The organism is Agrobacterium genomosp. 13 str. CFBP 6927, from assembly GCA_900012615.1.
GTDB lineage: Bacteria > Pseudomonadota > Alphaproteobacteria > Rhizobiales > Rhizobiaceae > Agrobacterium.
In genome coordinates this window covers 1752709-1775051 of sequence record LT009756.1, presented here as the reverse complement: position 1 = coordinate 1775051, position 22343 = coordinate 1752709, and the positions used below count along the sequence as shown (strand labels likewise).

Annotated in this window: 21 protein-coding genes and 1 pseudogene; 10 read left to right on the top strand and 12 right to left on the bottom strand. The window is 58.4% G+C overall.

Annotation, left to right across the window (positions count from 1 at the left end):
• Positions 1–22: 22 nt before the first annotated feature.
• The 4 genes from sufD to sufA all read left to right on the top strand — a co-directional run bounded on the left by sufD (position 23) and on the right by sufA (position 3452).
• Positions 23–1294 carry a Fe-S cluster assembly protein SufD gene (gene sufD / locus AGR13A_RS08855; protein ID WP_080836707.1) on the top strand — a complete coding sequence of 424 codons (1272 nt, stop codon included), beginning with the start codon at positions 23–25 and terminating at the stop codon, positions 1292–1294.
• Entirely contained in the window at positions 1287–2537 is a 1251-nt protein-coding gene (locus tag AGR13A_RS08850; RefSeq protein ID WP_080834821.1) for a cysteine desulfurase, read from the top strand. The genes sufD and AGR13A_RS08850 overlap by 8 nt, the downstream gene beginning before the upstream one ends.
• Positions 2538–2573: 36 nt before the next feature.
• The gene (locus AGR13A_RS08845) at positions 2574–2957 is read left to right on the top strand and encodes an SUF system Fe-S cluster assembly protein (RefSeq protein WP_003495414.1); all 384 of its coding nucleotides are present in this window, start codon (positions 2574–2576) and stop codon (positions 2955–2957) included.
• Positions 2958–3062: 105 nt separating this feature from the next.
• Entirely contained in the window at positions 3063–3452 is a 390-nt protein-coding gene (gene sufA, locus AGR13A_RS08840) for a Fe-S cluster assembly scaffold SufA (RefSeq protein ID WP_059760334.1), read from the top strand.
• A gap of 217 nt (positions 3453–3669) precedes the next feature.
• Here sufA and AGR13A_RS08835 read toward each other — a convergent pair whose 3' ends face one another.
• The 4 genes from AGR13A_RS08835 to AGR13A_RS08820 all read right to left on the bottom strand — a co-directional run bounded on the left by AGR13A_RS08835 (position 3670) and on the right by AGR13A_RS08820 (position 7238).
• On the bottom strand, positions 3670–3945 hold the full coding sequence (locus AGR13A_RS08835) for a hypothetical protein (protein ID WP_080834819.1): 276 nt from the start codon (positions 3943–3945) through the stop codon (positions 3670–3672).
• Positions 3946–4007: 62 nt separating this feature from the next.
• Positions 4008–5216 carry an ABC transporter permease gene (locus AGR13A_RS08830; RefSeq protein WP_080834817.1) on the bottom strand — a complete coding sequence of 403 codons (1209 nt, stop codon included), beginning with the start codon at positions 5214–5216 and terminating at the stop codon, positions 4008–4010.
• Positions 5206–5925: an ABC transporter ATP-binding protein gene (locus AGR13A_RS08825; RefSeq protein ID WP_003495418.1), complete on the bottom strand. Its 720-nt coding sequence runs from the start codon at positions 5923–5925 to the stop codon at positions 5206–5208. The genes AGR13A_RS08830 and AGR13A_RS08825 overlap by 11 nt, the downstream gene beginning before the upstream one ends.
• A gap of 14 nt (positions 5926–5939) precedes the next feature.
• Positions 5940–7238 (bottom strand): efflux RND transporter periplasmic adaptor subunit, encoded by a 1299-nt coding sequence (locus AGR13A_RS08820; protein WP_003495419.1) that lies wholly within the window; start codon positions 7236–7238, stop codon positions 5940–5942.
• 236 nt (positions 7239–7474) lie between these two features.
• Between AGR13A_RS08820 and AGR13A_RS08815 the strand changes: the two genes are divergently transcribed.
• Positions 7475–7630 carry a hypothetical protein gene (locus AGR13A_RS08815; RefSeq protein ID WP_080836705.1) on the top strand — a complete coding sequence of 52 codons (156 nt, stop codon included), beginning with the start codon at positions 7475–7477 and terminating at the stop codon, positions 7628–7630.
• Positions 7631–8408: 778 nt separating this feature from the next.
• Here AGR13A_RS08815 and AGR13A_RS08810 read toward each other — a convergent pair.
• Genes AGR13A_RS08810 through AGR13A_RS08795 form a run of 4 tightly spaced genes read right to left on the bottom strand, consistent with a single transcriptional unit; the run spans position 8409 to position 14153 of the window.
• Positions 8409–10253 carry a TniQ family protein gene (locus AGR13A_RS08810; RefSeq protein ID WP_080834815.1) on the bottom strand — a complete coding sequence of 615 codons (1845 nt, stop codon included), beginning with the start codon at positions 10251–10253 and terminating at the stop codon, positions 8409–8411.
• Positions 10253–11242, bottom strand: coding sequence for an ATP-binding protein (locus AGR13A_RS08805; RefSeq protein ID WP_080834813.1), 990 nt, complete (start codon positions 11240–11242; stop codon positions 10253–10255). Before AGR13A_RS08805 ends, AGR13A_RS08810 begins: the two co-directional genes overlap by 1 nt.
• A 2-nt stretch (positions 11243–11244) precedes the next feature.
• Positions 11245–13467, bottom strand: a complete 2223-nt coding sequence (locus AGR13A_RS08800; protein ID WP_080834811.1) for a Mu transposase C-terminal domain-containing protein — start codon at positions 13465–13467, stop codon at positions 11245–11247.
• Positions 13468–13514: 47 nt separating this feature from the next.
• Complete coding sequence (locus AGR13A_RS08795) at positions 13515–14153, bottom strand: hypothetical protein (RefSeq protein WP_080834809.1); 639 nt, start codon at positions 14151–14153, stop codon at positions 13515–13517.
• Between the two features lie 794 nt (positions 14154–14947).
• Between AGR13A_RS08795 and AGR13A_RS08785 the strand changes: the two genes are divergently transcribed.
• The 3 genes from AGR13A_RS08785 to AGR13A_RS08775 are packed head-to-tail and all read left to right on the top strand — an operon-like array spanning position 14948 to position 17734.
• On the top strand, positions 14948–15742 hold the full coding sequence (locus AGR13A_RS08785) for an ABC-three component system protein (RefSeq protein WP_139786039.1): 795 nt from the start codon (positions 14948–14950) through the stop codon (positions 15740–15742).
• Complete coding sequence (locus AGR13A_RS08780; protein ID WP_080834803.1) at positions 15726–15977, top strand: ABC-three component system middle component 6; 252 nt, start codon at positions 15726–15728, stop codon at positions 15975–15977. The genes AGR13A_RS08785 and AGR13A_RS08780 overlap by 17 nt, the downstream gene beginning before the upstream one ends.
• Positions 15974–17734 (top strand): DUF2326 domain-containing protein, encoded by a 1761-nt coding sequence (locus AGR13A_RS08775; protein ID WP_308400187.1) that lies wholly within the window; start codon positions 15974–15976, stop codon positions 17732–17734. The genes AGR13A_RS08780 and AGR13A_RS08775 overlap by 4 nt, the downstream gene beginning before the upstream one ends.
• A gap of 93 nt (positions 17735–17827) precedes the next feature.
• Here AGR13A_RS08775 and AGR13A_RS08770 read toward each other — a convergent pair whose 3' ends face one another.
• A complete protein-coding gene (locus tag AGR13A_RS08770; RefSeq protein WP_080834801.1) occupies positions 17828–18352 on the bottom strand; it encodes a DUF6428 family protein in 525 nt (174 codons plus the stop codon).
• Positions 18353–18395: 43 nt separating this feature from the next.
• On the opposite strand from AGR13A_RS08770, the gene AGR13A_RS08765 reads away from it, so the two are divergent.
• Entirely contained in the window at positions 18396–18737 is a 342-nt protein-coding gene (locus AGR13A_RS08765; protein ID WP_035242396.1) for an ArsR/SmtB family transcription factor, read from the top strand.
• Positions 18738–18756: 19 nt separating this feature from the next.
• A complete protein-coding gene (arsK, locus tag AGR13A_RS08760; protein ID WP_080834799.1) occupies positions 18757–19959 on the top strand; it encodes an arsenite efflux MFS transporter ArsK in 1203 nt (400 codons plus the stop codon).
• A 105-nt stretch (positions 19960–20064) separates the two neighbouring features.
• On the opposite strand, the pseudogene AGR13A_RS25135 reads toward arsK, so the two are convergent.
• The 3 genes and pseudogenes from AGR13A_RS25135 to arsC all read right to left on the bottom strand — a co-directional run.
• Positions 20065–20225: pseudogene (locus tag AGR13A_RS25135) on the bottom strand (arsenical resistance protein ArsH); the annotation flags it as partial.
• 992 nt (positions 20226–21217) lie between these two features.
• The gene (arsH, locus tag AGR13A_RS08740) at positions 21218–21994 is read right to left on the bottom strand and encodes an arsenical resistance protein ArsH (RefSeq protein WP_080834796.1); all 777 of its coding nucleotides are present in this window, start codon (positions 21992–21994) and stop codon (positions 21218–21220) included.
• Positions 21921–22343 carry an arsenate reductase (glutaredoxin) gene (arsC, locus tag AGR13A_RS08735; protein ID WP_080834793.1) on the bottom strand — a complete coding sequence of 141 codons (423 nt, stop codon included), beginning with the start codon at positions 22341–22343 and terminating at the stop codon, positions 21921–21923. The genes arsH and arsC overlap by 74 nt, the downstream gene beginning before the upstream one ends.

Sequence of the window (22343 nt, the reverse complement as noted above, 5' to 3'; positions counted from 1 at the left end):
GTCGGGCCAGGAGGTGATGTCCATGAACATTCAAGCTACCAACCGGCTGACGCCAGCGGAAACCGCGCTGGTCGACGCTTACACCGCCAAGTTCAGCGAATTGCCGGGCGACGGCGCTGTTGTCGCCGCGCGTGACGTGCTGTTTGACGATCTGAAGACCGGTGGTCTTCCGACCCGCCGCATCGAGGCGTGGCACTATACCGATCTGAAAAGCCTGCTGCGCGCCGTTCCGGAAGACCGGCCCGCGCCTGTTATTGAAAAGCAGACACCAACGGTTGCCGGCTCTCTGGTTGCCTATATGCAGCACGGGACGGCCGATATCGGCAAGATCGAAGACATCCGCGTGTCGCGCTTTGCCGAAAGCCTGGCTGACGGTTCCGCGGCCGCAGGCCTTGCGGAAGCCAGCAAGGATGACGCGATCGGCCGCATCAACGGCAGCTTCGTGCGCGATGGTCTGGTGCTCGAGATCCCGGCCGATGCCGATATCGAGAAGCCGATCGAATTGCAGGCGGTCCATGGCGCAGGCCAGGTTCACAGCCGCTTCCCGGTCCGTTTCGGCAAGGGTTCCAAGGCAACCGTCATCGAGCGTCACCTTTCGGTGACTTCGGATGCAGCCTTCGTTTCCTCCGTCAGCGACATCGTCGTTGAAGACGGTGCGGAAGTGACCTGGATCATCCTGCAGCAACAGGGTGCGGCCGATATCCATCTTGGCCAGCTGCGCATGAAAATCGCTGCGGACGCCAAGATTCGCCTGTTCATTGTCAATGCCGGCGGCAAGCTGGTGCGTCAGGAGCTGCGCATCGATGTGGAAGGCGAGGGCACTGACCTCATCGTTCGCGGCGTTAACCTTCTGGGCGGCGAAACCCATACCGACGTGACGATGGTTCTCGGCCACAACGTGCCGAACACGACCTCGACGGAAGTGTTCCGCAACGTGGTGTTCGACCGTGCAAAGGGTATTTTCCAGGGCATGATCCGGGTGGCGCCCGATGCCCAGAAGACCGACGCGAAGATGGCGTGCAATACGCTTCTGATGTCCGACGATGGCGAATTCTCGGCAAAGCCGGAACTGGAAATCTTCGCTGACGACGTTCAGTGCGGCCATGGTGCGACGGTTGCCGATATCAGCGACAATCATCTCTATTACCTGATGGCGCGCGGCGTGCCGCGGGCGAAGGCACGGGCGATGCTCGTCAACGCCTTCGTTGCCGAGATCGTCGAGGAACTGGAAGAAGAAAATCTGGTAGAGGCGCTGGAGACGATCATCTCCGGCTGGCTGGAACATCATGCCTGAGAGCGAACGCGCCGCATTGGCGGCCCCTTATGATATCGAGGCCGTGCGCAAGGATTTCCCGATCCTGTCGCGCGAGGTCTATGGCAAGCCGCTGGTCTATCTCGACAACGGCGCGTCCGCTCAAAAACCGCAGGTGGTGATCGACGCCGTTTCGCATGCTTATGCGAACGAATACGCTAATGTGCATCGCGGCCTGCATTTCCTTTCCAATGCCGCAACCGACGCCTATGAGGCGGCGCGCGAAAAGGTGCGCCGTTTCCTGAACGCCGGTTCGGTGGACGAAATCGTCTTCACCAAATCCTCAACGGAAGCGATCAACACGGTCGCTTACGGTTACGGCATGCCGAAGATCGGCGAAGGCGACGAGATCGTCATTTCGATCATGGAGCATCACTCCAACATCGTGCCATGGCATTTTATCCGCGAGCGGCAGGGCGCAAAGCTCGTCTGGGTGCCAGTCGATGATGACGGCGCGTTCCACATCGAGGCTTTCGAAAAGAGCCTGACGGAGCGCACCAAGCTCGTTGCCATCACCCATATGTCGAATGCGCTCGGCACCATCGTGCCGGTCAAGGAAATCTGCCGTATCGCGCATGAGCGGGGCATTCCGGTGTTGATCGATGGTTCGCAGGGCGCGGTTCACATGCCGGTCGATGTGCGCGATATCGATTGCGACTGGTATGTGATGACCGGCCACAAGCTTTACGGTCCCTCGGGCATCGGTGTGCTCTATGGCAAGGCTGACCGCTTGCGCGAGATGCGGCCGTTCCAGGGCGGTGGGGAGATGATCCTCGACGTTACCGAAGACAATGTGACCTATAACGAGCCGCCGCACCGTTTCGAAGCCGGTACGCCGCCCATCGTGCAGGCCATCGGCCTCGGTTACGCGCTGGATTACATGGATAATCTCGGCCGCGCCGCGATTGCCGCGCATGAGGCCGATCTTGCCGCTTACGCCGCCGAGCGTCTGCGCGAGATCAATTCGCTGCGCATCATCGGCAATGCGCCTGACAAGGGCGGCATCTTCTCCTTCGAGCTTGAGGGTATTCACGCCCATGATGTCTCGATGGTGATCGACCGGCGCGGCGTTGCCGTGCGTGCGGGCACCCATTGCGCCATGCCGCTCTTGAAACGCTTTGGCGTCACCTCCACATGCCGGGCATCGTTCGGCCTTTACAATACCCGCGCCGAAGTAGACTCTCTTGTTGAGGCGCTGGAATATGCGCGCAAATTTTTCGCCTGATATCGGGATAAGAGATCAGGATTGAGGTTTAAGACCATGACTGCCGAAGCCACTGCAAAGACCCAGGATACGACCGAAGACGCGGCAAAGCCGTCGTCTATCCCGCCTGACGAACTGGCGCGCCTCAGCGATGACGTGATCGCGGCGCTGAAGACCGTCTACGATCCGGAAATTCCGGCCGATATTTTCGAACTCGGTCTCGTCTACAAGATCGACATCGAGGATGACCGGATGGTCAAGATCGTCATGACGCTGACGGCGCCCGGTTGCCCGGTGGCCGGTGAAATGCCAGGCTGGGTGGAAAATGCCGTGGGCGCCGTCGAGGGTGTCTCCGGTGTCGTGGTCGAAATGACCTTCGATCCGCCATGGACGCCGGACCGCATGTCGGAAGAAGCACAGGTCGCTGTCGGTTGGTACTGACGTGATTTGACTGATGTCATCCCTTGATGACACTCTCAGGCGCTACTAAATTGAAATCCATAAGCATCGAGCCTTGAACTCGATTGTCGAAGGAGAATTAAGCCCATGGGCTTTGCGATCATGACCATGACCGGGGCTGCTGCCTCGCGCGTTAAAGCAATCGTCGAAAATTCCGGACCGGATGCCAGGGGCGTGCGCGTCGGCATCAAGAAGGGCGGCTGCGCGGGCATGGAATATACCATCGACCTCGTGACCGAGCCGGATGCGAAGGACGATCTGGTTGAATTCGAAGGCGCAAAGGTCTGGGTTCAGCCTTCCGCCGTGCTTTATCTGCTCGGCACGCAGATGGATTTCGAAGTGACCAAGATGCGCTCCGGTTTCACCTTCAACAATCCGAACCAGACATCCGCCTGCGGCTGCGGTGAATCGGTTGAGCTGAAGCCGGCCGATCTGGCGGCGCTGGCAAAGCAGCGTGAGGCTGAAGCCAGCGTTTGATTGGTTACGCTATCTCTGCGAGGGAAAGACAGACCTTTCCTATGCACACAGCGCTCCCACAAACACGACGTCATCCTCGGGCTTGACCCGAGGATCCATCCCCGTAAAATCCCTTGAGACGTTTGTAGATCCCCGGGTCAAGCCCGAGGATGACGGATGAGAGGTTTCAGATTGTTTTTCTGCAAACTGCGCCACGCGCAAATCAGCTTTCGAAGGATCATGATTGCTTTTTCAGCGTATCGATGAAATCCGCCAGCGGATGAACCGATGGCGTCGTTGTCAACAGCCGCTCGAGAGCCGCCGCGATCATCGCGCAATCCTGATCGGCAAGTGACCGCAGGCTTGAGCTGACCTTGTTATAGTCAGGCGTTCCGCGTGATGCGAGGGAGCGATTGATCACAAACACCTCCGTCTGTCCGTCAATTCGTTCCACGAAGAGCGCGAGTGAACCGCCGTCCGCGGCGGCGGCGCTGTCCGATACCGATTTGAACATCGAAGCCCTCCGTAAATCATCAACCTGTTCCGTCGAAGCCGTTGCAGCCTCGACGGCTTGTCTCACTCGTGCCGCAAAGCCTCGATCGGGCTCAGGCTTGCTGCTCGTCGCGCCGGGAAATAGCCGAAAATCACCCCGATGGCCGCCGAGAAGGCGAAGGCGAGGAAGATGATCGACGGGCTGGTGACGAAGGGCACGTTGAGAAAACTGACCACGCCGTAAGCCAGACCAAGGCCGGTCAGGATGCCGACGATGCCGCCCAAGGCGGAGAGCATCACGGCTTCCACCAGAAACTGCGTCAGGACCTGCTTCTCCAGCGCGCCGATGGCGAGACGAATGCCGATCTCGCGGGTGCGTTCCGTCACCGAGACCAGCATGATGTTCATGATGCCGATGCCGCCAACCAGCAGGCTGACGGCTGCGACTGCGCCCAAAAGCCCGGTCAGCAGTGTCGTCGTGCCGGTCATGGCCGAGGCGATCTGTGTCATGTCGTTGACGGTGAAATCATCCTCGCGGCCGATGCCGATGCGGCGGCGTTCGCGCAGAAGGTTCTGCAGGTCGCTCTGCACCTTCGCAGTCGAAACCCCGTCCTGCGCCGAGACCATGATCGAGGAAATGGTGGTGGTGCCGCCGATGCGCCGCTGATGGATTTTCAGCGGCATGATGACCGTGTCGTCCTGATCGTCGCCGAGGCCTGATTGGCCTTTCCTGCCCAGCACACCGATGACGGGGCAGGAGATGTTGCTGACGCGGATCGTCTGCCCCACCGGGTTCTCTGCACCGAAGAGTTCCTGCCGCACCGTTTCGCCGATGATACAGCCGATCTGGCCGCCGCGATCTTCGGCGGGCTGGAAATCGCGCCCGAGCGCAATGGTCCAGTCCTGCGCGATCAGATAGTCGTTGGTGGTGCCGATGACGCTTGTCTGGTGGTTCTTGCCGCCGAAAATGACGGTGGCGGCGGAGCTGCGGTTCTGCGGCGCCACGGCACGCACACCGCTGATCTGGTTGCGAATGGCCTCGACATCGCGATCATCGAAGCGCTTGGCTTCGGTGCTCGCCCTTCCGGGCCCGAACTGGCCGGGGCGCACGAACAGCATGTTGGTGCCGAGTCGCGACAGTTCCGATTTCACCTGTTCCGTCGTGCCATTGCCGATGGTGACCATGGCGATGACGGCGGCCACGCCGATGACGACGCCGAGCACGGTGAGGAAGGAGCGCAGCAGGTTGCGGCTGATGGCGCGCAGCGCAAGACGCGACGTTTCAAAGAACATCGGCGGTCTCCTTTTTGTCCGTTGCGCTGTCGGAGGCAAGATGGCCATCGACGAAACGCAGGAGACGCCCGGCATGGGCCGCGATATCCTCTTCATGGGTGACCATAACGACCGTGATGCCTCTGTCGCGGTTGAGGGAGGTGATAAGATCCATGATCTCGGCGCTGGTTTTCGTATCGAGATTGCCGGTCGGCTCGTCAGCGAGAAGCAGGGCAGGGCGGGTGACGATGGCGCGGGCAATGGCCACACGCTGCTGCTGGCCGCCGGAAAGCTCCTGCGTGGTGTGATCCTCGCGGCCTTTCAGACCCACCTGCGCCAGCGCCTCCATGGCGCGAGCGCGCCGTTCCGAGGCCTTCATGCCGCGATAGACCAGCGGCAGCTCGACATTTTCCACCGCCGAGGTGCGCGACAGCAGATTGAAGCCCTGAAACACGAAGCCGAGCATGTGCCGGCGCAGCAGCGTCAGATGTTCATTGTCGAAGCCGCTGGTCGGCACGCCCTGAAACAGATATTCGCCAGCTGTGGGCACATCCAGACAGCCGATAATGTTCATCGACGTGGATTTGCCCGAGCCCGATGGTCCCATGATGGCGACGAATTCCTTTTCGCGGATCGACAGGCTGACGCCGTCAAGCGCGCGGATCGTCGCTTCGCCGCGGCCATATTGCTTGACGACATTGCGGAATTCGATGAGCGGCGGCTGTTGCATGGGCTTGTCCTCCGTCAGCCGGCGTTGCGGGCCGTGGCGTCGGTAATCACCTGATCATCGGCTTTCAACTCGCCCGATTTCACCACGGTATGCTGGCCGTCGGTGGAACCGGTTTCGATGGCGACGGAGACCGGATTGTTGTTGCGCAGCACCCAGACCGTTCTTTTGGCCGTTGCCGCCGGGCCGGCGTCGCGGTTTTGCGAGCGGCCCATGCGCGGCGGGCGGAACAGGCTCATCAACCCGCCACCACGGGAGGCGGATTCGCGCGGCGGCGTATAACGGAGCGCGGAATTCGGCACCAGCAGGGCATCCTTGATTTCCTCGACGATGATGTTGGCGGTCGCCGTCATGCCCGGGCGCAGCAGCAACTCCTCATTGTCGACGGTCAATATGCCCTTGTAGGTCACCACGTTGGATACGGTTTCCGAGGCGAAGCGGACGGTTTCGATCTCAGCCGGAAAGCTGCGGTCGGGATAGGCATCGACGTTAAAATTGGCCTTCTGGCCGGTTTCGACCTTGCCGACATCGGCCTCATCCACCGAGACCTGCAGCTCCATGTGGCGCAGATCGCCGGCGATGGTGAAGAGAACAGGGGCATTGAGCGAGGAGGCGACGGTGGCGCCGGGATCGACGCTGCGGGTGAGGATGACGCCATCGATGGGCGAGACAATCTTGGCCTTGCCGAGATTGACCTCGGCAAGCCTCAAATCCGCTTCCGCCGAAAGCACGGTGGCCTCGTTGACTTCAAGCGTGGCCGCGGCGGCATCGTGGCTGAACTGCGCGGCGTCGAGATCCTGCTGGCTGGAGACCCGGTTCTGCACCAGTGATCTCAGACGCTCCATGGATGTCTTTGCCGAGCCGAGATCGGCGCGTGCTTTCAGCACATTGGCCTTGGCGGAGGCAAGCTTGGCGCGGGCGCTCTGCACGTCGGCTTCCAGCTTGTTGGTGTCGAGTTCGGCAAGGATATCGCCTGATTTGACCGGGCTGTTATAGGTGACGTTGACCTTGCGCACCGTGCCGGACAATTCGCTCGATATATCGACCTGATCCGTCGGCTGAACCGAACCGGTGGAGGTGACGATGACGGAAAGATCGCCCTGACGCGCCGCTTCCGTGGTGTAATTATAGGCGACGCCTGCTGCGCGGGATTGGTAATAATAGCCAAGTCCGCCGCCGATCAACACGATGGCTGCTGCTGCATAGAGATACCGGCGCGACTTCTTCTTCCTGCCGGACCTGTTCGTGCCCAGAATCTCCCGCAGATCGGGCTGACTGTTTTCCGTGTCGCGGCCATTGGTGTTGGCATCATTCATTCTCGTCACCCGCAAAATTCAAAATACCACAGGGGATTGTCGCCAACCCTGTTTTCCGGTCCGTCTGTCGCTGTTTGTATTCCTCTGATTGTGGGAAGTGACATAGCTTGCCCCAAGGAGGAAGTGAAAACTTGGTAATATTTATGATAGCTCTGGTCTGGTAGATAGGAATCCGTAAAGGTCGATGCCATTGATGTGGCACCGGTTTCAGCAGCGACATGCAGGACGAAGATAGAATGAACGACAATGTGGTGAAGTTCCGCAAACCGGTGCCGCCGAAAAAACCGCGCGAACCGCTGGGGCCAAAAGCAAAAAAGGCTCTGACGATTGTGGCTATCATTGCGTTTTTTGTGGCGGTGTGGGGGTATTTCACGTTGATGGGGCAGGGGTAGCGAGGCGCAGTCCAGCGTGTATATGGATCGTCGGCGGTGCATTCTGTTAAAAATGTACACTCCGGTGGTCTAGTGATGACGTAGGCAATTCTTGCGCCCGTATCAATCTCACTGATGCTAACACAGGGAAGTGGCCTAATTGACGGGTTTGTTAGCGTGGCATCCAAAGGTAGCTGGCTCCGCCACCAGCAAGGCTCAAAATAAAGCTCACCGTCCACGGGTATCTGAAGGCTAGTGTAAGAGCGGACAAAAGGAGTATACCGAGAATGCCGCTAGCTTCACCTTCGGTGTTACCGTGTCTAAATTTGAGGAAGTTCTTCATAGGGTTCTCCAGCTAAAAATATTCGCTGGCACCACAATGACGATATGCATACCCAAAGGGCTTAAGGTCAAGCCATATATTGAAACCTATTTTTAACCACATGATATTGTGTTTGTGGGCTGGGGAAAACGGGAGAGTAAAAAAAGGAGAAATTTCAAACGGATAGAGAATAACTCACCGTTTTTGAAAGACATCAAATACACGGCCTCAGTGAGCGCGGGGCCTAGTCAACCTGCAAAATTAAGAAACGACGCTAGGAATCAACAAGCAGACTGTATGATTACGCGGTCTTGGTTTGTCCATTTTGCAAAAAGACCCCATTGAATTCACATGGGAATTTTTTGACCTTCTAAACAGATGCGGGCATTCCGCTGCGTTTGATTTGGGCACATTTCCAGATAGGGCGCAAAAAAGCCCGCCGGAGCGGGCCTCAAAGTGTCAAAATGTAAGACTTCGCTAGAGACGAATGCCAGCCTGGATCAGGTCTGATCTTCTGTAAAAGCGTGCGATGAACCCCTCGGGTTCGAAGATCGGTGCGATGCCGGCATTCTCCAATTCAACCTTGATCGCGGCCCTGTAGCCTTGGCGAGATTTGGCGATCTCCGTCAGGGAAGCATGCGCCGCATGGAACTCTGCCAGGGACTGCCGCTCAATGAACTTCACAACATGCCCCGTTTTCCGGCGGACGGTTTGCTGACGGAGGTAACCGCGCTTGATGAGGTCCGCGACCGTCATGGTCGTTGTGCCGAGCGCGAGTTCAGCCTCCTTGAGCCGCATCAGTTCGTCGTCGCCTCCGGCCAAGGGGGTGCCTTTTTTCTGTTCTTTTCGGGCCTCTGCGGACGCGGGGGTCGGTGAAGCAATATGGACCCGTTCGAAGATTGGTCCGCCACCGGAAACGATGAATGCCTCGACACCTCCATCCAGGACCATTTCCACGAGTCGGTTGAACGGTTGGCGAAACACTGGAGCGGCTGAGGCAAGCGACACCAAACCCTCTGTGCCGACTGCAGCGGTCGATTTGTCCTCGAGAGATTGAACCAGAGCGTCCAACGCACTCATTTCGATTCTCACGAAGGCTCGCTCGCCGTCGGCTCGCTTCTCGACTTGCGTCAGGACACCGACGGTCAAAAGACCGTGTACCATTTCTTCGCTGACACCCAAAACGTCTCCTGCCTCCCTGCTGTTCAGCGTATCGCGCGCCGCTTGAAGGATCGGCCGCAAGGCGGCAGCATCGAAGTATGTGGAAGCGTCAGATAGGCCGTCACGAAAGTCAGGATCGTTTGCCTTCATCAAAGCCCTGATCCGATCGTGGGTAAGACCATACTCGGCGTGCGCGGAGCTCACACTATGGAAGTGCCGGGTTTTGACGGGCTTGAAGATGGTCTGCCCCTCTCCGAACGGCATGTTGCGCTCGAGGATATCCTGCATGAGATCGATCACAGGCCCATACGCCTCCTTGACGAGGTTGCGGCGCAGCCACCTCACCATAGGCCCGAGAACCAACTCGACATGCTGCGTTTTCGGGCGCTTATCATCGATGACTTTCCCGATGATGCGACGGATTTCACCTTCGCCCGCTAATGCGAGATTGAATCCCCATTCGCGAAGGTCGGTCCCGTCGTGCATCCACGCCTTGATGTCGTGAAGGACCAGAAAGTCACCGAGATATCGAGAGAGCTCGGCAGCGACATGTGCGTCGAGCCTGCCGAGGAAGCCATCCCCTCCGACCAGGAACACCCTGTCGCGCAGATACGCATCCAGTCGAGGCTGGCGGCTCGGTACTGAAGCCGCCGCGGCGTCCTCGATCAATCTGAGATTGGCATTCACGAACTGCGGGAAGTCGTGGATGTCCTCGGCGGCATCCACTGCCACTTCCGTTAGCCGGCAGCCGTGAACTGGACATCCTTCGATCCCGCGAATGGTCCACCACGCACGGCGATAGGCACGGGACGCCAAACGTCCCGCCTCCCTTTCTCGGTCTTCCAGCACGCATTGGGCGCAGAAGCGATGCATTCGGCCCGGCCGCATGTCCTTGCTGAGGGTTGCACAGCCCATCTGCCAGGTGCCGCCGGCCCCAGACGCCCTCGCGGCCAGTTTTCCCAGCGCAGCGACTGGCACCCCAGACCACTCGCTGACAAACGACAGGGCATCCATATCTCCGTGGACGATGGCATTGGCCGTGGTATCCGTATGCGCAAGAAACTCCCGCAGCGACGGGTATCCGTTGGCGCTAGCAAGACGAGCGACCAGATCGATCGCCGCCTCGTCGTCATGATGGAGAAGCGTTACGGGCAGAACCATTACTTGCCTCCCTTGCCAGCGGTAGCCAAGTCGGCCAGCGCGTTGCCGGGATCGATTTCGCTCCAGCGCGCGGCGGTGAACACGTTATCGCTCGGAAGGCAACCACTGTCGCGCTGGTAGTTGTGGGCGAAGGCGCGGCGATCCACCGTACCCTTTCCCTTATGCATGACGAGGAAGCACGCCGCCTGGACTGCCTCGATGATCTTCCCGTAGCACCCGCTGTTGGCGGCGCACAGGCGGCCGAGGAAGTCGTCGGTGCGGAGCTCATCGGTTAGGTTAAGTCCGCACTTGCCTTCCACGATGTCGGCCAACACCTGCGCGATGCTGGCCTTGTCTCCGGGCAGGCTCAAAGGAATGAAGCGCATGACCATCGAACGGTTGGCCAACTGCTGATCCCCCGTGAGCAGTTCCGCGAGCTCCGGCATTCCGGAATAGATAGTATGCAACGGCCAGTCCTCGATCTGCATCAGGCTCTTGAGGCGGTCCTGGAGGTCGAGGATCGCGCGGCTGCTGCTGTGACGCAGCAAGTGCTGGGCTTCGTCCACGTGAAGATAGATGATCCCGCGCTCGCGCAACTGGGCCTTCACGGTCGCGAAGAGCTGGCCCTCCGTCATCTTGGCCTTCGACGGCACTCCGATCGCGTCCAGGATCGCGATGGCGAAGTCTTTCGTCGTGCACGGCTTCGGTGCCTCGATGCTCAGCAGCGGCCGGACGGTCTCGTCGAACTCGTTCTTCCACGGTTGGAATTCGGGGATACGGCTGAAGTGATGGCGCAACGCGAAGGACTTACCGCTGCCCGAGGCCCCGATGAGGAACAATGCACGCCGGCGCGATCCCACGCCACGGCGGCAAGCCTCCACGTTCTCGACCAGGTCGCGCAGCATCGTTCCCAACCGCGTGTCGCGTGCGTGTTCGATGTAGCCGCTGTAGACTTCAGCCTTCTTGTCGGCGATCGCGTCGAAAGCGATGACGTTCGTGGCGTTTTCCATACTCAGTACTCCTCGTAGTAGTTGTCAGTGGTTTCGGCAGGCGTCTCGGCGGGCGGCGTCTGGTCGACGGCGGCCGCACGCTTCTTCTTCCGCGCATCGCGTTCGCGTTCCGCGTGGAATTCGGGGATCAGACGGGAATCGGATACCGATCCCTCGCGGAGAGGGTCCGCGGGAAGCGCGAAGGCCTGCGTAAGGGTCGGCGTGTCCGCCGCCTTCACGGCGACCCATGCGCCGAACAGTTCGGCCTCGAGGGCCTCATAGTGTTCGGCCGTCATGTTGCGCGGGGTCAGGTTCGCACGCAGCGCCGCTGCCCTGCCGCTCTCGGCGAGACGATTGATGGTACGGTACATCGCCGCCAGACCTGCCTCCGCCTCCGCGGCGTGTTGCGTCCGCAGGTCAGCGCGGGCGACAATCCACTCGGCCAGCGTCAGGTTGCGCGCAATACCGACCTTGTTCTCGACGACGAACCAGCCCTTGTCGCCGCGGACCGCGATGTGTTCGAGGTTTTCGGGGTCAACCTTGATCTCGAATTCCATCTGTCCGTACTTCTTGCGCTGGCGGTCCAGTTCCTCGTTCGCGTACGGGATGCCCATGAATGGGATGCCGTATTGCCCGATGCGGCGTTTGAACTTCGTACCGAAGACATGCAGCATGAATTCGGGGTCTTGGCTCGGGAACTCGATGTCGTGTTCCTGGGTGGCGCGAACCCAGGCGTTATGCGGAGACGCCCCACCAAGGCCGCTGTGCGGCTTGTTGTGGTAGATGTCGCAGATCGCCAGGGTGAAGAGCTGGATCATCTCGTCGACCTGCAGGCTGATCTGATGTTCCGGGTTGTAATCACCCTTCTCGGCGATCGACCCGAACGTTCTGCCGTCGAAGAACGACGCGATCAGCGGCCCGATGGAGTGGAACAGGCTCTCGATGAAGGGACGAGCTTTGGGATTGCCCGCCTGCGGCCGGTTAAACGTGATCTTCGCCGCGCGCATGATGCCTTCGACAAGCGCGTTGGCAAATTCCGTGCCGTTGTCGCTGAAGATGTTGCGCGGCTGTACCATCCCGATCCACGGCGTCTCCGCCCCGACGAAGTCGGAAATGTGCCGCTTGTCGGACATGATCATACGGATGGCCGCCGCTGCCGAAACGGCGTTCGGGTTGACGCTCGCCCTGAACGCAAGAATGTAGCGTGTGGCAACATCAATTGCCGCCACGAACCAGATGCGCTTGCCGACCACCGCCTCTTTGTACGATGGCGGAAGGATGTCCCACATCCCGGTTTCAACGAAGAGGGCCATGAGATCGACGTTCCAGAAGTCGATCTCGATGCGCTCGCCGACGAACAACGCGGGGATTCCACCTCTCTTCGACATGCCGAAGCGCTTGAGCGCCGAGGCACGACCGTGGCGGCCGTCCCATTTGTCGAACTCGTCGAATTTCGAAATCATCGTCTCGAACTTGTGACGTGTGACCTTCAGTAGCGGCGTGGTGCGCTCCGCATTCACCTTCTCCAGTGCTGCCAGATAGTCACGGTAGACCTGCGCCATTGTGGGCTTACGGTCCGTCATGTAATGGAGGGCTTGCTTGTGGGCGAACGCCGTTGAATCCGCGTCAACCTTGCGAAGGTGCAGGCCAGGACCGTGATGGCGGTGGACGATCCCGAGGACTTCGCCGCCGCAGGCGTGATAACGCTTGTAGTCGCGACGGAACGTCTTCACCGACGGTGTCGGAAAGGTCTTTACTTCGACCATCGCGTCGGCGCGGACGTCTGTATCCTCGTCATCGAGACCTAGCATCTCGGCGATGATTTCTCTGCGCCAGGCTCTGAGCTTGGCCTCGAACATCTCCTTCGACCATCGCGGCTTTTTGCCGAGAGTCAGCCATTCTGCATCGAAGCGCTTGATGAGCTTCTCACGAAACAGCGCGAGATCGCGGCGCTTACCGACAATGTCTGAGAACGTGTTGTCGCCGAAAATCGCGCGCAGACGCTGGTTTTCAGGATCGTTGTAGCCATAGCGGATTTTGGCAACTCCGCCGGCGAGTTTCGAATAGACCTCACCGTGCAACACGAAGCGTTCGTCGCTGACGTTCGCCTCGTTGCTAAAGGTCCACCCGTCGGCGTCTCGTTTCTTGGGTTTCCAGTTAACGTCGTCATCGGTGAAGCGATCGGCGTGACGCATTCTGACGACGGCGTGGCGGAAGAGGCTGGGTCTCTGGAAGTCGGTTAGCATCGCAGGCTCCTTTTAGGGCGATCGGAAGTCGGGTGATGGGTTGGGGGTTATCGGCGGACCATCAGCATGGTCAGATCGTCGATCCGGCCGGGTGTCTCGGTCAGAAGGACACACTCGTCGATCAGCAACAGGAGTGCCGTGCGACGAGCCGCCCGGTTCTCACACCCGCGGAGAAGTTCACCGAAGCGAAAGGGGCCATGAAACTTCTGGACGGCTTCAAAAGCTCGGTCGTATTCGGCGTCGACACGCATTCGACGGGCGCGCAGGATGCGTTCGGCGTTTTCATAAGCACCGTATGTCGCCTCCCGTTCGGTCATGAGACGAATGTCGTGGACTGCGCCAGGTGTCGTCGATCCGTTCCGGTTCTTCCCGAGGAAGCCTTCCGCCTCGATGCGCTTCAGCAAGTCCGCCATCACCTCCGACTTGCGGGCGTGTTTCACCGCGACGGCTACAATCTCGCCGTCGTCGAAAACCACGCAGAAGTCACAGATATGCTCGCGCCATACTCCGTCGGCATCGCGATACAGCAGCACCGGGAATTGCGAGTAGATAGCCTTCACGTCTTTGCGGAGCTGGAGGACCTTCGAGACGCGGCGCTCGAGATCGCTCTCGTGATAGACCACCGTTTCCTTGAAGACCGAGAAACCGCGCAGAGTCTTGGCGTGCGTAGCCGGCGGCTTGCGCACGGCACGTTCGGCTACCGGCTCGTTCCAGAACTTGGTTTCAGTCGTCGTTCCGACGACGATTCCGCGTTATTCCGCATTCCACGGCATCGGATGGCCCGTTCTCGGCCATACGGTTGGCATAACCGAAGGTGCGAGGCTGGATTGGAGGCATGCTCAGGAAGCCGAGACCTGCCTTGTGAAGCGCAATGTGTTTGGAAACCTGACGTGCAAAATGCATGAAGCCCTCCTTAGGCTCGAACACGATGACGACATACGGTGCTTCCAGACGGGATGATCCGTCCGAATGGTCACTTTGCTCGTATGCCTATCTCGTTCATGCCTGGCTCCTTAGGTCAGCGATTTCCCAATACCGATTTTTTCGGCGTTGCATAGAGTATCAGAGCCGGATTGGGGCCTTTTGTGCCCCGGATTGGTGCACATCGTTGATCTTGGTTAATGGGAGCCTGCAAAGAAATCTTCATTTTTAATCTCTTAGAGGGACTTGTCGGCAACTTTCACCGATTTCCTCCGACAAGGCACAAGCTGTTGCGTCCAGCTCTTATTTGACTTTGTTTCACCTCGATAACGATGTGCAAACCATTCACTGACAACCTATGGTCACAGTTAGGGGTGGCGATTCGGGGTCTTGGATTATGGAGGTAGATAAGGGCGGATATTGGGAATTCTTACTCGGTGCAAAGCTTAGGATGACCCACGGCGACGGATTTCAAGCGCTGTTCAATGATTTCATGCTACGAGTGCACGGGGACGGTTTCACCCCTGTCAAACCCCATGGCTCACAGGGAGACGGGGGCATGGACGGTGCACTCGGGAACGACGTATTCCAGTGTTATGGTGCTGAAAACGGTCATGTGATCGATGCCGCCCGGGTCTGCAAAAAGATGACCGCAGACTTCAATCGCGCGTGTGAGACCACGCCTTCGATGGAGAGATGGTTTTTCGCGCACAATCTGGTTGATGGCGTTTCTCGGCCGCTAGTAGACTCTCTTGAGCAGATCAAGACGCGTGCGACAAAGATCAACGTTGAAGCCGGGTTCTTCGGCTTGCATAGCTTTCGGCAACTGCTGAAGAAAATGACCGAGGAGGATCGCGCTGCGGTTCTCGGTGTGCGTGCTCAAGATGATTTGATGCTGGCCCGCCTTCCTGCTGCGGTTAACAACCTCATTTCGGCGTTGATGGAGGAAATCAAGCCGATTATGGAGACCTACTCAAGTCGTTCCCGGGTGCCGCGAGATAAGCTCACGCTGAACAACATCTCCAGACATTGGACGTATCAATTTGAATATTTTCTGATGTTCTCCCCAATTTCGAGAGCGGTTATGCGTCGCCTCGGCGGAGAAAAGCAAAGTTTGTTGCTCCCTTCTTTTTTTCGTCTCCGGTACGAAGAATTGAAGCATGAGGGGATGACATCGAGTCAAATTCTAAACACCATGAAAGCATTGCTGGCCGGAAACGTCAGAAATCTCGACGACGATCTAAGGGAATTTGCCGCTATGACAATTCTCGCGGACCTTTTTGAATCGTGCGTCATTTTTGAAGAAACTCGGCAGGAAGCCAATCAGGACGAAATTTATGATCTTGCCGACTAAATATCTTACCGCGGATCGTTCATTGATCGTTGTCGGAGGAGAGATCATCAAAGTCCTTACCGAAACGCCGCGATCAGTCAGCGAAGTTTGGGAACGCGTCACCGCGTCGAGAACACCTCATGCCGCGCCCCTGACGTATGATTGGTTTTTGCTCGCCATAACCCTCCTGTATGCTATCGGCACGCTCGATATGCGCAACGGACTTCTGGCGATTGTGTCTGGGGTCAAGCAATGATTATCGCTCTAGGCAGTTCGATCGAGGGGTTCAAAACTCTCAATTTTCACAAGGGCCTGAACATCCTCCTCGCCGAGCAGGAGACAAATTCGGAAGAGACTAAGACCCGCAACAGTTCGGGGAAGTCCAGCGTCCTGGAACTGATCCATTTTCTCCTCGGCGGCTCAATCCGCAACTCCGTGGTCAAGGCCCAAGCACTGCACGAACACTCGTTCTGGGGCGAATTTGACATCAATGGGATAACATTTCGCGTCGAACGGCGAGTTTCCGATCCCAAGAACGTTCAGGTCGTTGCAAATGATATGCAAGGTCTGATCTACGAGGGTGATCTGCTAGGTAATGCGACGGCAACAAACCAAGCATGGTGTGACTGGTTGGGTCATATCGTTTTCGGTCTCCCCGCGAACACTGTCGGGACTCCTTTCAACCTGCCGCATGCGCCCACCTTCCGATCGATGTTTCCATACTTTGCCAGGCGTCGCGACGACATTGGCTTTCAATATCCAGAGAAATTCGCTGCCAAAAACCAGACCGATGGCAGCGCGCAGATTGCTCTCTCCTATCTACTTGGCCTGGATTGGCTTCTCGCTCGTGATTTTGAACTGGAGCGCGGGGAAAAGCGCGATCTTGCTGCTCAGAGGAAGAGGATAAAGGCGCGACGTTCCGAAAATCTGGACACGTCATCGGCAATCCAATCAGCGATGACACTTGCAGCGCACGAAGCCGAAGTCCAACGAGCGCGGATTGCCTCCTTCCAGGTTGCGGAACACTACGAGGAAATGATCGCGGAGGCATCTCAAGCTAAAAACTTGCTCGAAAAACTCAGCGTCGAAGCAGCCTCGCTCAAGAGTTCTCTGGATTTTATCGAGGAAAGTCTTGAAGCGGAAAAACCCGGGGACGGCGAGGCAGTCGCGGCGTTGTATCGAGCGGCAGGCACGGAGCTGCCGGGTAGTGTGGTGAAATCCTTCGAGGACATCGCCGATTTCCATCAGTCGGTGGCGGACAATCGGCGCTTCCACCTGTCCTCTCAGTTGGATGCGATCCGCCGGCGTATCTCCACGGTAACCGTCGAGATGAATACTGCCCGTGCGCGTAGGGATGAAATCCTTCGTGACCTCAAGGGAAAGGGAGCGTTTAGCGATCTGGCCGCCATGCAGAAGGTAGCTGCCGAGAAGTCCGAAAAACATGCTCGACTCCAGACTCAGTATGAAGACGCTCTTGAGGTTGAGGCCGGCCGCGCAGCGAGGAAAATCCAGGAGAGTAACCTTTTGGCCCGCCTGCAGAATGATCTGCGAACCCGTGAAGCAACCGTGAGCGCCATGGTGCTGGCCGTAATGGAGGCAAAGAAGGCCCTTTACGCCGACAGAGGGGCGTCGTTCGAGGTTCAGGCTACTGTGAATGGACCTCATTTCAGGGTGAATATCGATGGCTCCCGGAGCGGCGGTATCGCCAACATGGAAATCTTCTGTTTCGACTACGCGCTCTATAAACTCACAACGGCACGCCTCGGCGGTCCAGGTTTCCTCATCCACGATAGCCACCTCTTCGATCCTGTAGATAGCAGACAGATCGCCACTGCCATCCAACTTGGGGCTGGTCTCGTTGACGAGGTCGGTGGCCAGTACATAGTCATGCTCAACACCGACATGTTTGATCGCCTGCCTTTCGACGACGACTTCGACGTAAAGTCAAAGATTATGGACATCAGGTTGGACGACACCGATCGCGGAGGATTGTTCGGATTCAGGTTCGCATAAAAACGGTCTGCCTCGCGCTTGGGAGTAAGTGCGCTGGCGAATGCGGAGCCTATTCGCCGATACCAATGACATTGCCAGTCTCCGATGGCACCCTCATTGTGAACAGCATTGGGTAACGGTTGCGGTGCCACAGCAGACGGTTGTTCTCGCGGTCTCCTCGGTCACCCAGCGGTCACGCGGTTTGCAACTCGCAGGCCTCGGGACTAGCGAGATAGTTAGGACGCCGTCGGCCTCCACAGGTTCGTCGGCGCAGAATAGTTGCATAGGTTGGATGCCGTCGCTCACCTCGAAGGTCAGCTTGACGGAGCCGTCGAGACGGACGTGTTCGGAAACCTTGCTGATGATGGCCGAGAACTTCCCGGCCGTCATGTGGGTCCGCTCGCCGTCCTCGACGTCCCATAGCTGTACGAAGATTTCTGCCCAGGCTTCCGGATTGGCCCCGCAGTCGAGCGCGGAGAACTGGCCAGCTTTGACCTCGGTCACGTGATAGCCAGGTTTCACGGTTTTGCCATCGTACAGGAAGACCAATGGCAGGTCCGGTGTCTCTGCCGCTCTGCCGAGTAATTCCCCGAGCGAAATGTCGGTTTTGTCGAAATGGCTATTGTCGATCGTGCTCATTTGTGGATATCCTCGATTTCAACAATTCAAGGATTATTGAAATATGGATGATCGTCAAGCCCTCTCCTCGTTCGCCGCACTCGCACAGGAAACCCGTCTCTCCATCGTGAGGACCCTGGTCGTCGCCGGCCCTGAAGGTCTAGCCGCCGGCGCTATTGCCGAACGAATGGGAGTCTCGCCATCGAATGTCTCGTTCCATCTCAAGGAACTCGAGCGCTCCGGTCTCATCGTCCAGCGCCGGGAGTCGCGTTCGATCCTCTACAGCGCAAGCTACGACACACTGGCCGACCTCGTGACGTTCCTGATGGAAGACTGCTGCGCGGGACATCCCGGCATTCGTGGGTCCGTCGAGCGATCCGCCAGTTGCTGTTCAAACGAAGCATAGGTTGTCAAGGAATACGTCATTGCATTCGACCAAGGTTCCAGCGGGCATCGTCTCCGCTCTCGGTGTCACGCAGATCATCGGCTACGGCACTCTCTACTATTCCTTCAGCATCCTCGCCCCCGGAATGGCCAAGGATTTCGGCATCAGCGTGGAGCGGGTCTTCGCCATCTTCTCGGTCTCGCTGTTCATCGGTGGCCTGTCTGCTCCGTTCATCGGCAGGCACATGGACGGGATCGGCGCTGCGACCGTGATGACGCTGGGATCGGCCCTTGCGGCCTTCACTCTGGCGCTATGTGCATGGTCGCCGTCCGTATCGCTCTTCGCTCTTGCGATCGTCCTACTGGAGGTGTCCTCCGGGATGGTCCAGTATCAGGCAGCCTTTGCGACGCTCGTCGAAAGCGAACCCCGGACGGCGTCACGCAGCATCACCTATCTGACACTCATCGGCGGCTTTGCCTCCACCATTTTCTGGCCGATCGCGGCGACACTGTCCGGATACTTGTCCTGGCGGGAAATCTATCTGGTGTTCGCCGCTCTGAACCTTATCGTCTGCATGCCACTGCACTACTGGATCAGGCGTGACGGAAGGCGTGGTTCCAAACTCGACGGGACAAGAACCCGCGAGGTCGTCGCCGGCGCTCTCGAACCCCAGGCGCGCCGCCGTAGCATGCTGCTGGTCTCTCTTGCCTTCTCGCTCTCGGGTTTCTCCCTGGCCGCGATCCTCGCCCATATGGTGCCTATGCTCGGCGCGATCGGACTCGGCAGCGCGGCGGTCGTGATCGGCTCCCTGTTCGGTCCAGCACAGGTCATGAGCCGTCTGATCAACATGGTCTTCGGAAAGCACCTGTCGCCGCCCGCTCTGGCGATTGTCTCCGCGGCGCTCATGGTCGCGGGCGCGGTGATACTCGGGATGTCGGGTGACTGGTTGCCCGGCGCGGTGGCTTTCGCCATCTGTCTGGGCCTTGGATCAGGGATCAACAGCATCGCTCAGGGAAGCCTGCCGCTCTATCTCTTCGGGTCTGCCGGCTACGGCGCGATCACGGGCAAGATGGCGGCGGCAAGGTTGGCGACTGGCGCGACTGCCCCGTTTGCGTTCGCAGCCGCCATGAACCACTTCGGGACAACCATTTCCCTTTTCGTCATCGCGGCGCTGGGTACGTTCGGAATCCTGGCGTTCGGCGCTGTCGCCACATCGGTGCGTCGCGAACGCGTTGCTGGATGACGGAGGAATGTTCGTAGGTCACCGGATCGCAGCTATTCCCGGCTCGCAATGATCTTGTTGCCGTCGATCGTTCATCTCTGGCGTCACAGCCGACGACGTTTCTCGTCAGATCAACTTGAGGTGGACCCGCATTTCAAGTTTGGCCACATGCTCTTCCACCCGTTGTAGCGGTCAGTTAGGCATGCGGAAGAATCCCTCGTCAGCAGGATGAACTTCACGAGTTCTTCGCAGATATCGACGACACGGTCGTAACGCGCCGATGGTTTCGTCAAATGCGCCGCGCTATGCCGGGAGTTGCCGCCGTGGCCACTTTTCGCCATTCCTAACCAGTTAGCTGTTTGGCAACTGGGGGATGCTATCGCCTCCTTGATTGTAAGGAGAAGAATAACATGCCCCGAATTATCTACCTCAACCAACGCGGATCGGGCTGCTTTGCACTGGAAGCAGACGATGGGGTAATTTGGCCCTATCCCTTTTTCTCTCAAGACCAGGTACTTGAGTTCCTGGAACTTGACGAAACCGACCAAGTTCCCGTGGAATCGTTCAGCTGGATTCCTGCGCCTGGAGGGCCTCCAGGCTATAGGTTATTCGCCCGTCGATATTCCAGCGGCCATATGAGTGTTGTCGTCCTTGGGCCGTTCGGCATGCTGCCTGGCATTTACCCGTCCCCAGAAGCAGCCATCGGAGCTGCCGACGAAGACTATAGGATCAATAGCGAGGCAAAGCCCATAATTCAGAAAACCGCGTCGGCTTCGCTCACGTAGCCAGATTCAGCGCGGGGACGTCGGAATCCATAGTCTGGCGTACGTCAAGGAGGCCACTCATGATTAGTTGCCTGATGTGGGGATGTGAGAGTTTTAATTGACTACCGGAGCCATATATCCTTTCAGCCTCGGAGGCTGCCTCTGCTCGACTGAGTAGTGTACGATAGGTTTCTAATTGGTCTTGAGTCGCGGTAGTTATGATGGTCGCATGGTTACGATTTATCTGGGTGACCAGCGTGCGAACGTTGCCACATTCCTCGCTGAGGGCCATCGCCCTCAGCATAAAATCCACTGGATTACCCTGCGTATCGGTGAAATCGTGCATATCGCCCCCATATCCTCCTCTACAGGGTGACGTGCACGTTCCGTCGGCGCAACGGGTACATTGGCTTTGGTCCACGGAGTTGAGAAGCCGATAAACTTGGTCGTTCACCTGCTTACCAAGCCGGCAGGATCACCACATTCGCACGTTGCGCTCCTACGATAGAAGGGCTTCAGATGGACTTCAGGGCAACCCGCTTTTCAAGTTCGACCGATTGCTCCTTCCGCTCGCTGTAGCGGTCCGTCAGATAGGCCGAGCCATCCCGTGTTAGCAGCGTGAACTTCACCAGCTCCTCGCAGACGTCGACAACGCGGTCGTAGTAGGACGACGGTTTCATCCGGCCGTCGGCGTCGAACTCCTGGTATGCCTTGGCGACCGACGACTGGTTGGGGATCGTGATCATCCGCATCCAGCGGCCGAGGACGCGCATCTGGTTCAGAGCATTGAAGGACTGGCTGCCACCGGAGACCTCCATGATCGCCAGCGTCTTGCCTTGTGTCGGCCGAACCGATCCGAGCGACAGGGGAATCCAGTCGATCTGGGCCTTCATGATGCCCGTCATCGCACCATGGCGCTCGGGGCTGACCCACACCTGACCCTCAGACCATTGCGACAGGTCGCGCAGCTCCTGCACCTTCGGATGGCTTGCCGGAGCCTCGTCGGGAAGCGGTAGCCCCCTCGGATCGAACATGCGCACCTCGCACCCCAAGCGCTCGAGCAGACGTCTGGCTTCGTGCGCCAACAGGCGGCTGTAGGAAACCTCCCGGAGCGAGCCGTAGAGGATCAGGATGCGCGGCTTGTGCGTCGAAAACGCTGGACGCAACGCGTTGAGGTCAGGCTGACGAAGGTGCCGTTCCTGTAAAGCGGGAAAGGTCTCAGACAATGCGCTTTCCCTCCTGGTCGAGGACCTGCTCACCGTCTTCTTTGAAGAACGCTCCCTTGAAGGCATTCGGCAGGATGTCGAGTACGACCTCGGAGGGCCGTGCAAGCCTGGTGCCGAGCGGTGTCACGACGAACGGACGATTGATGAGGATCGGGTTCTTCAGCATGGCGTCGAGCAGCTCGTTGTCCGTCAGTTCCAGATCGTCGAGACCCAATTCAGAGTAAGGCGTGCCCTTCTCGCGGATCGCCTGTCGGACTGTCAGCCCAGCATCGGAGATTATCCTTTCCAACTCGTCGCGCAACGGCGGCGTCTTGAGATACTCGATGACGGCTGGTTCGATCCCGGCTGCGCGGATCATCTCCAACGTGTTGCGGGACGTGCCGCAGGCGGGGTTGTGATAGATGGTGGCGTCCAT

Bases quoted from the DNA above. Each gene is read 5' to 3' on its own strand.
- sufD (WP_080836707.1), top strand. From the start codon at position 23: ATGAACATTCAAGCTACCAACCGGCTGACGCCAGCGGAAACCGCGCTG.
- AGR13A_RS08850 (WP_080834821.1), top strand. From the start codon at position 1,287: ATGCCTGAGAGCGAACGCGCCGCATTGGCGGCCCCTTATGATATCGAG.
- AGR13A_RS08845 (WP_003495414.1), top strand. From the start codon at position 2,574: ATGACTGCCGAAGCCACTGCAAAGACCCAGGATACGACCGAAGACGCG.
- sufA (WP_059760334.1), top strand. From the start codon at position 3,063: ATGGGCTTTGCGATCATGACCATGACCGGGGCTGCTGCCTCGCGCGTT.
- AGR13A_RS08835 (WP_080834819.1), bottom strand. From the start codon at position 3,945: ATGTTCAAATCGGTATCGGACAGCGCCGCCGCCGCGGACGGCGGTTCA.
- AGR13A_RS08830 (WP_080834817.1), bottom strand. From the start codon at position 5,216: ATGTTCTTTGAAACGTCGCGTCTTGCGCTGCGCGCCATCAGCCGCAAC.
- AGR13A_RS08825 (WP_003495418.1), bottom strand. From the start codon at position 5,925: ATGCAACAGCCGCCGCTCATCGAATTCCGCAATGTCGTCAAGCAATAT.
- AGR13A_RS08820 (WP_003495419.1), bottom strand. From the start codon at position 7,238: ATGAATGATGCCAACACCAATGGCCGCGACACGGAAAACAGTCAGCCC.
- AGR13A_RS08815 (WP_080836705.1), top strand. From the start codon at position 7,475: ATGAACGACAATGTGGTGAAGTTCCGCAAACCGGTGCCGCCGAAAAAA.
- AGR13A_RS08810 (WP_080834815.1), bottom strand. From the start codon at position 10,253: ATGGTTCTGCCCGTAACGCTTCTCCATCATGACGACGAGGCGGCGATC.
- AGR13A_RS08805 (WP_080834813.1), bottom strand. From the start codon at position 11,242: ATGGAAAACGCCACGAACGTCATCGCTTTCGACGCGATCGCCGACAAG.
- AGR13A_RS08800 (WP_080834811.1), bottom strand. From the start codon at position 13,467: ATGCTAACCGACTTCCAGAGACCCAGCCTCTTCCGCCACGCCGTCGTC.
- AGR13A_RS08785 (WP_139786039.1), top strand. From the start codon at position 14,948: ATGGACGGTGCACTCGGGAACGACGTATTCCAGTGTTATGGTGCTGAA.
- AGR13A_RS08780 (WP_080834803.1), top strand. From the start codon at position 15,726: ATGATCTTGCCGACTAAATATCTTACCGCGGATCGTTCATTGATCGTT.
- AGR13A_RS08775 (WP_308400187.1), top strand. From the start codon at position 15,974: ATGATTATCGCTCTAGGCAGTTCGATCGAGGGGTTCAAAACTCTCAAT.
- AGR13A_RS08770 (WP_080834801.1), bottom strand. From the start codon at position 18,352: ATGAGCACGATCGACAATAGCCATTTCGACAAAACCGACATTTCGCTC.
- AGR13A_RS08765 (WP_035242396.1), top strand. From the start codon at position 18,396: ATGGATGATCGTCAAGCCCTCTCCTCGTTCGCCGCACTCGCACAGGAA.
- arsH (WP_080834796.1), bottom strand. From the start codon at position 21,994: ATGCCTTCAAGGGAGCGTTCTTCAAAGAAGACGGTGAGCAGGTCCTCG.
- arsC (WP_080834793.1), bottom strand. From the start codon at position 22,343: ATGGACGCCACCATCTATCACAACCCCGCCTGCGGCACGTCCCGCAAC.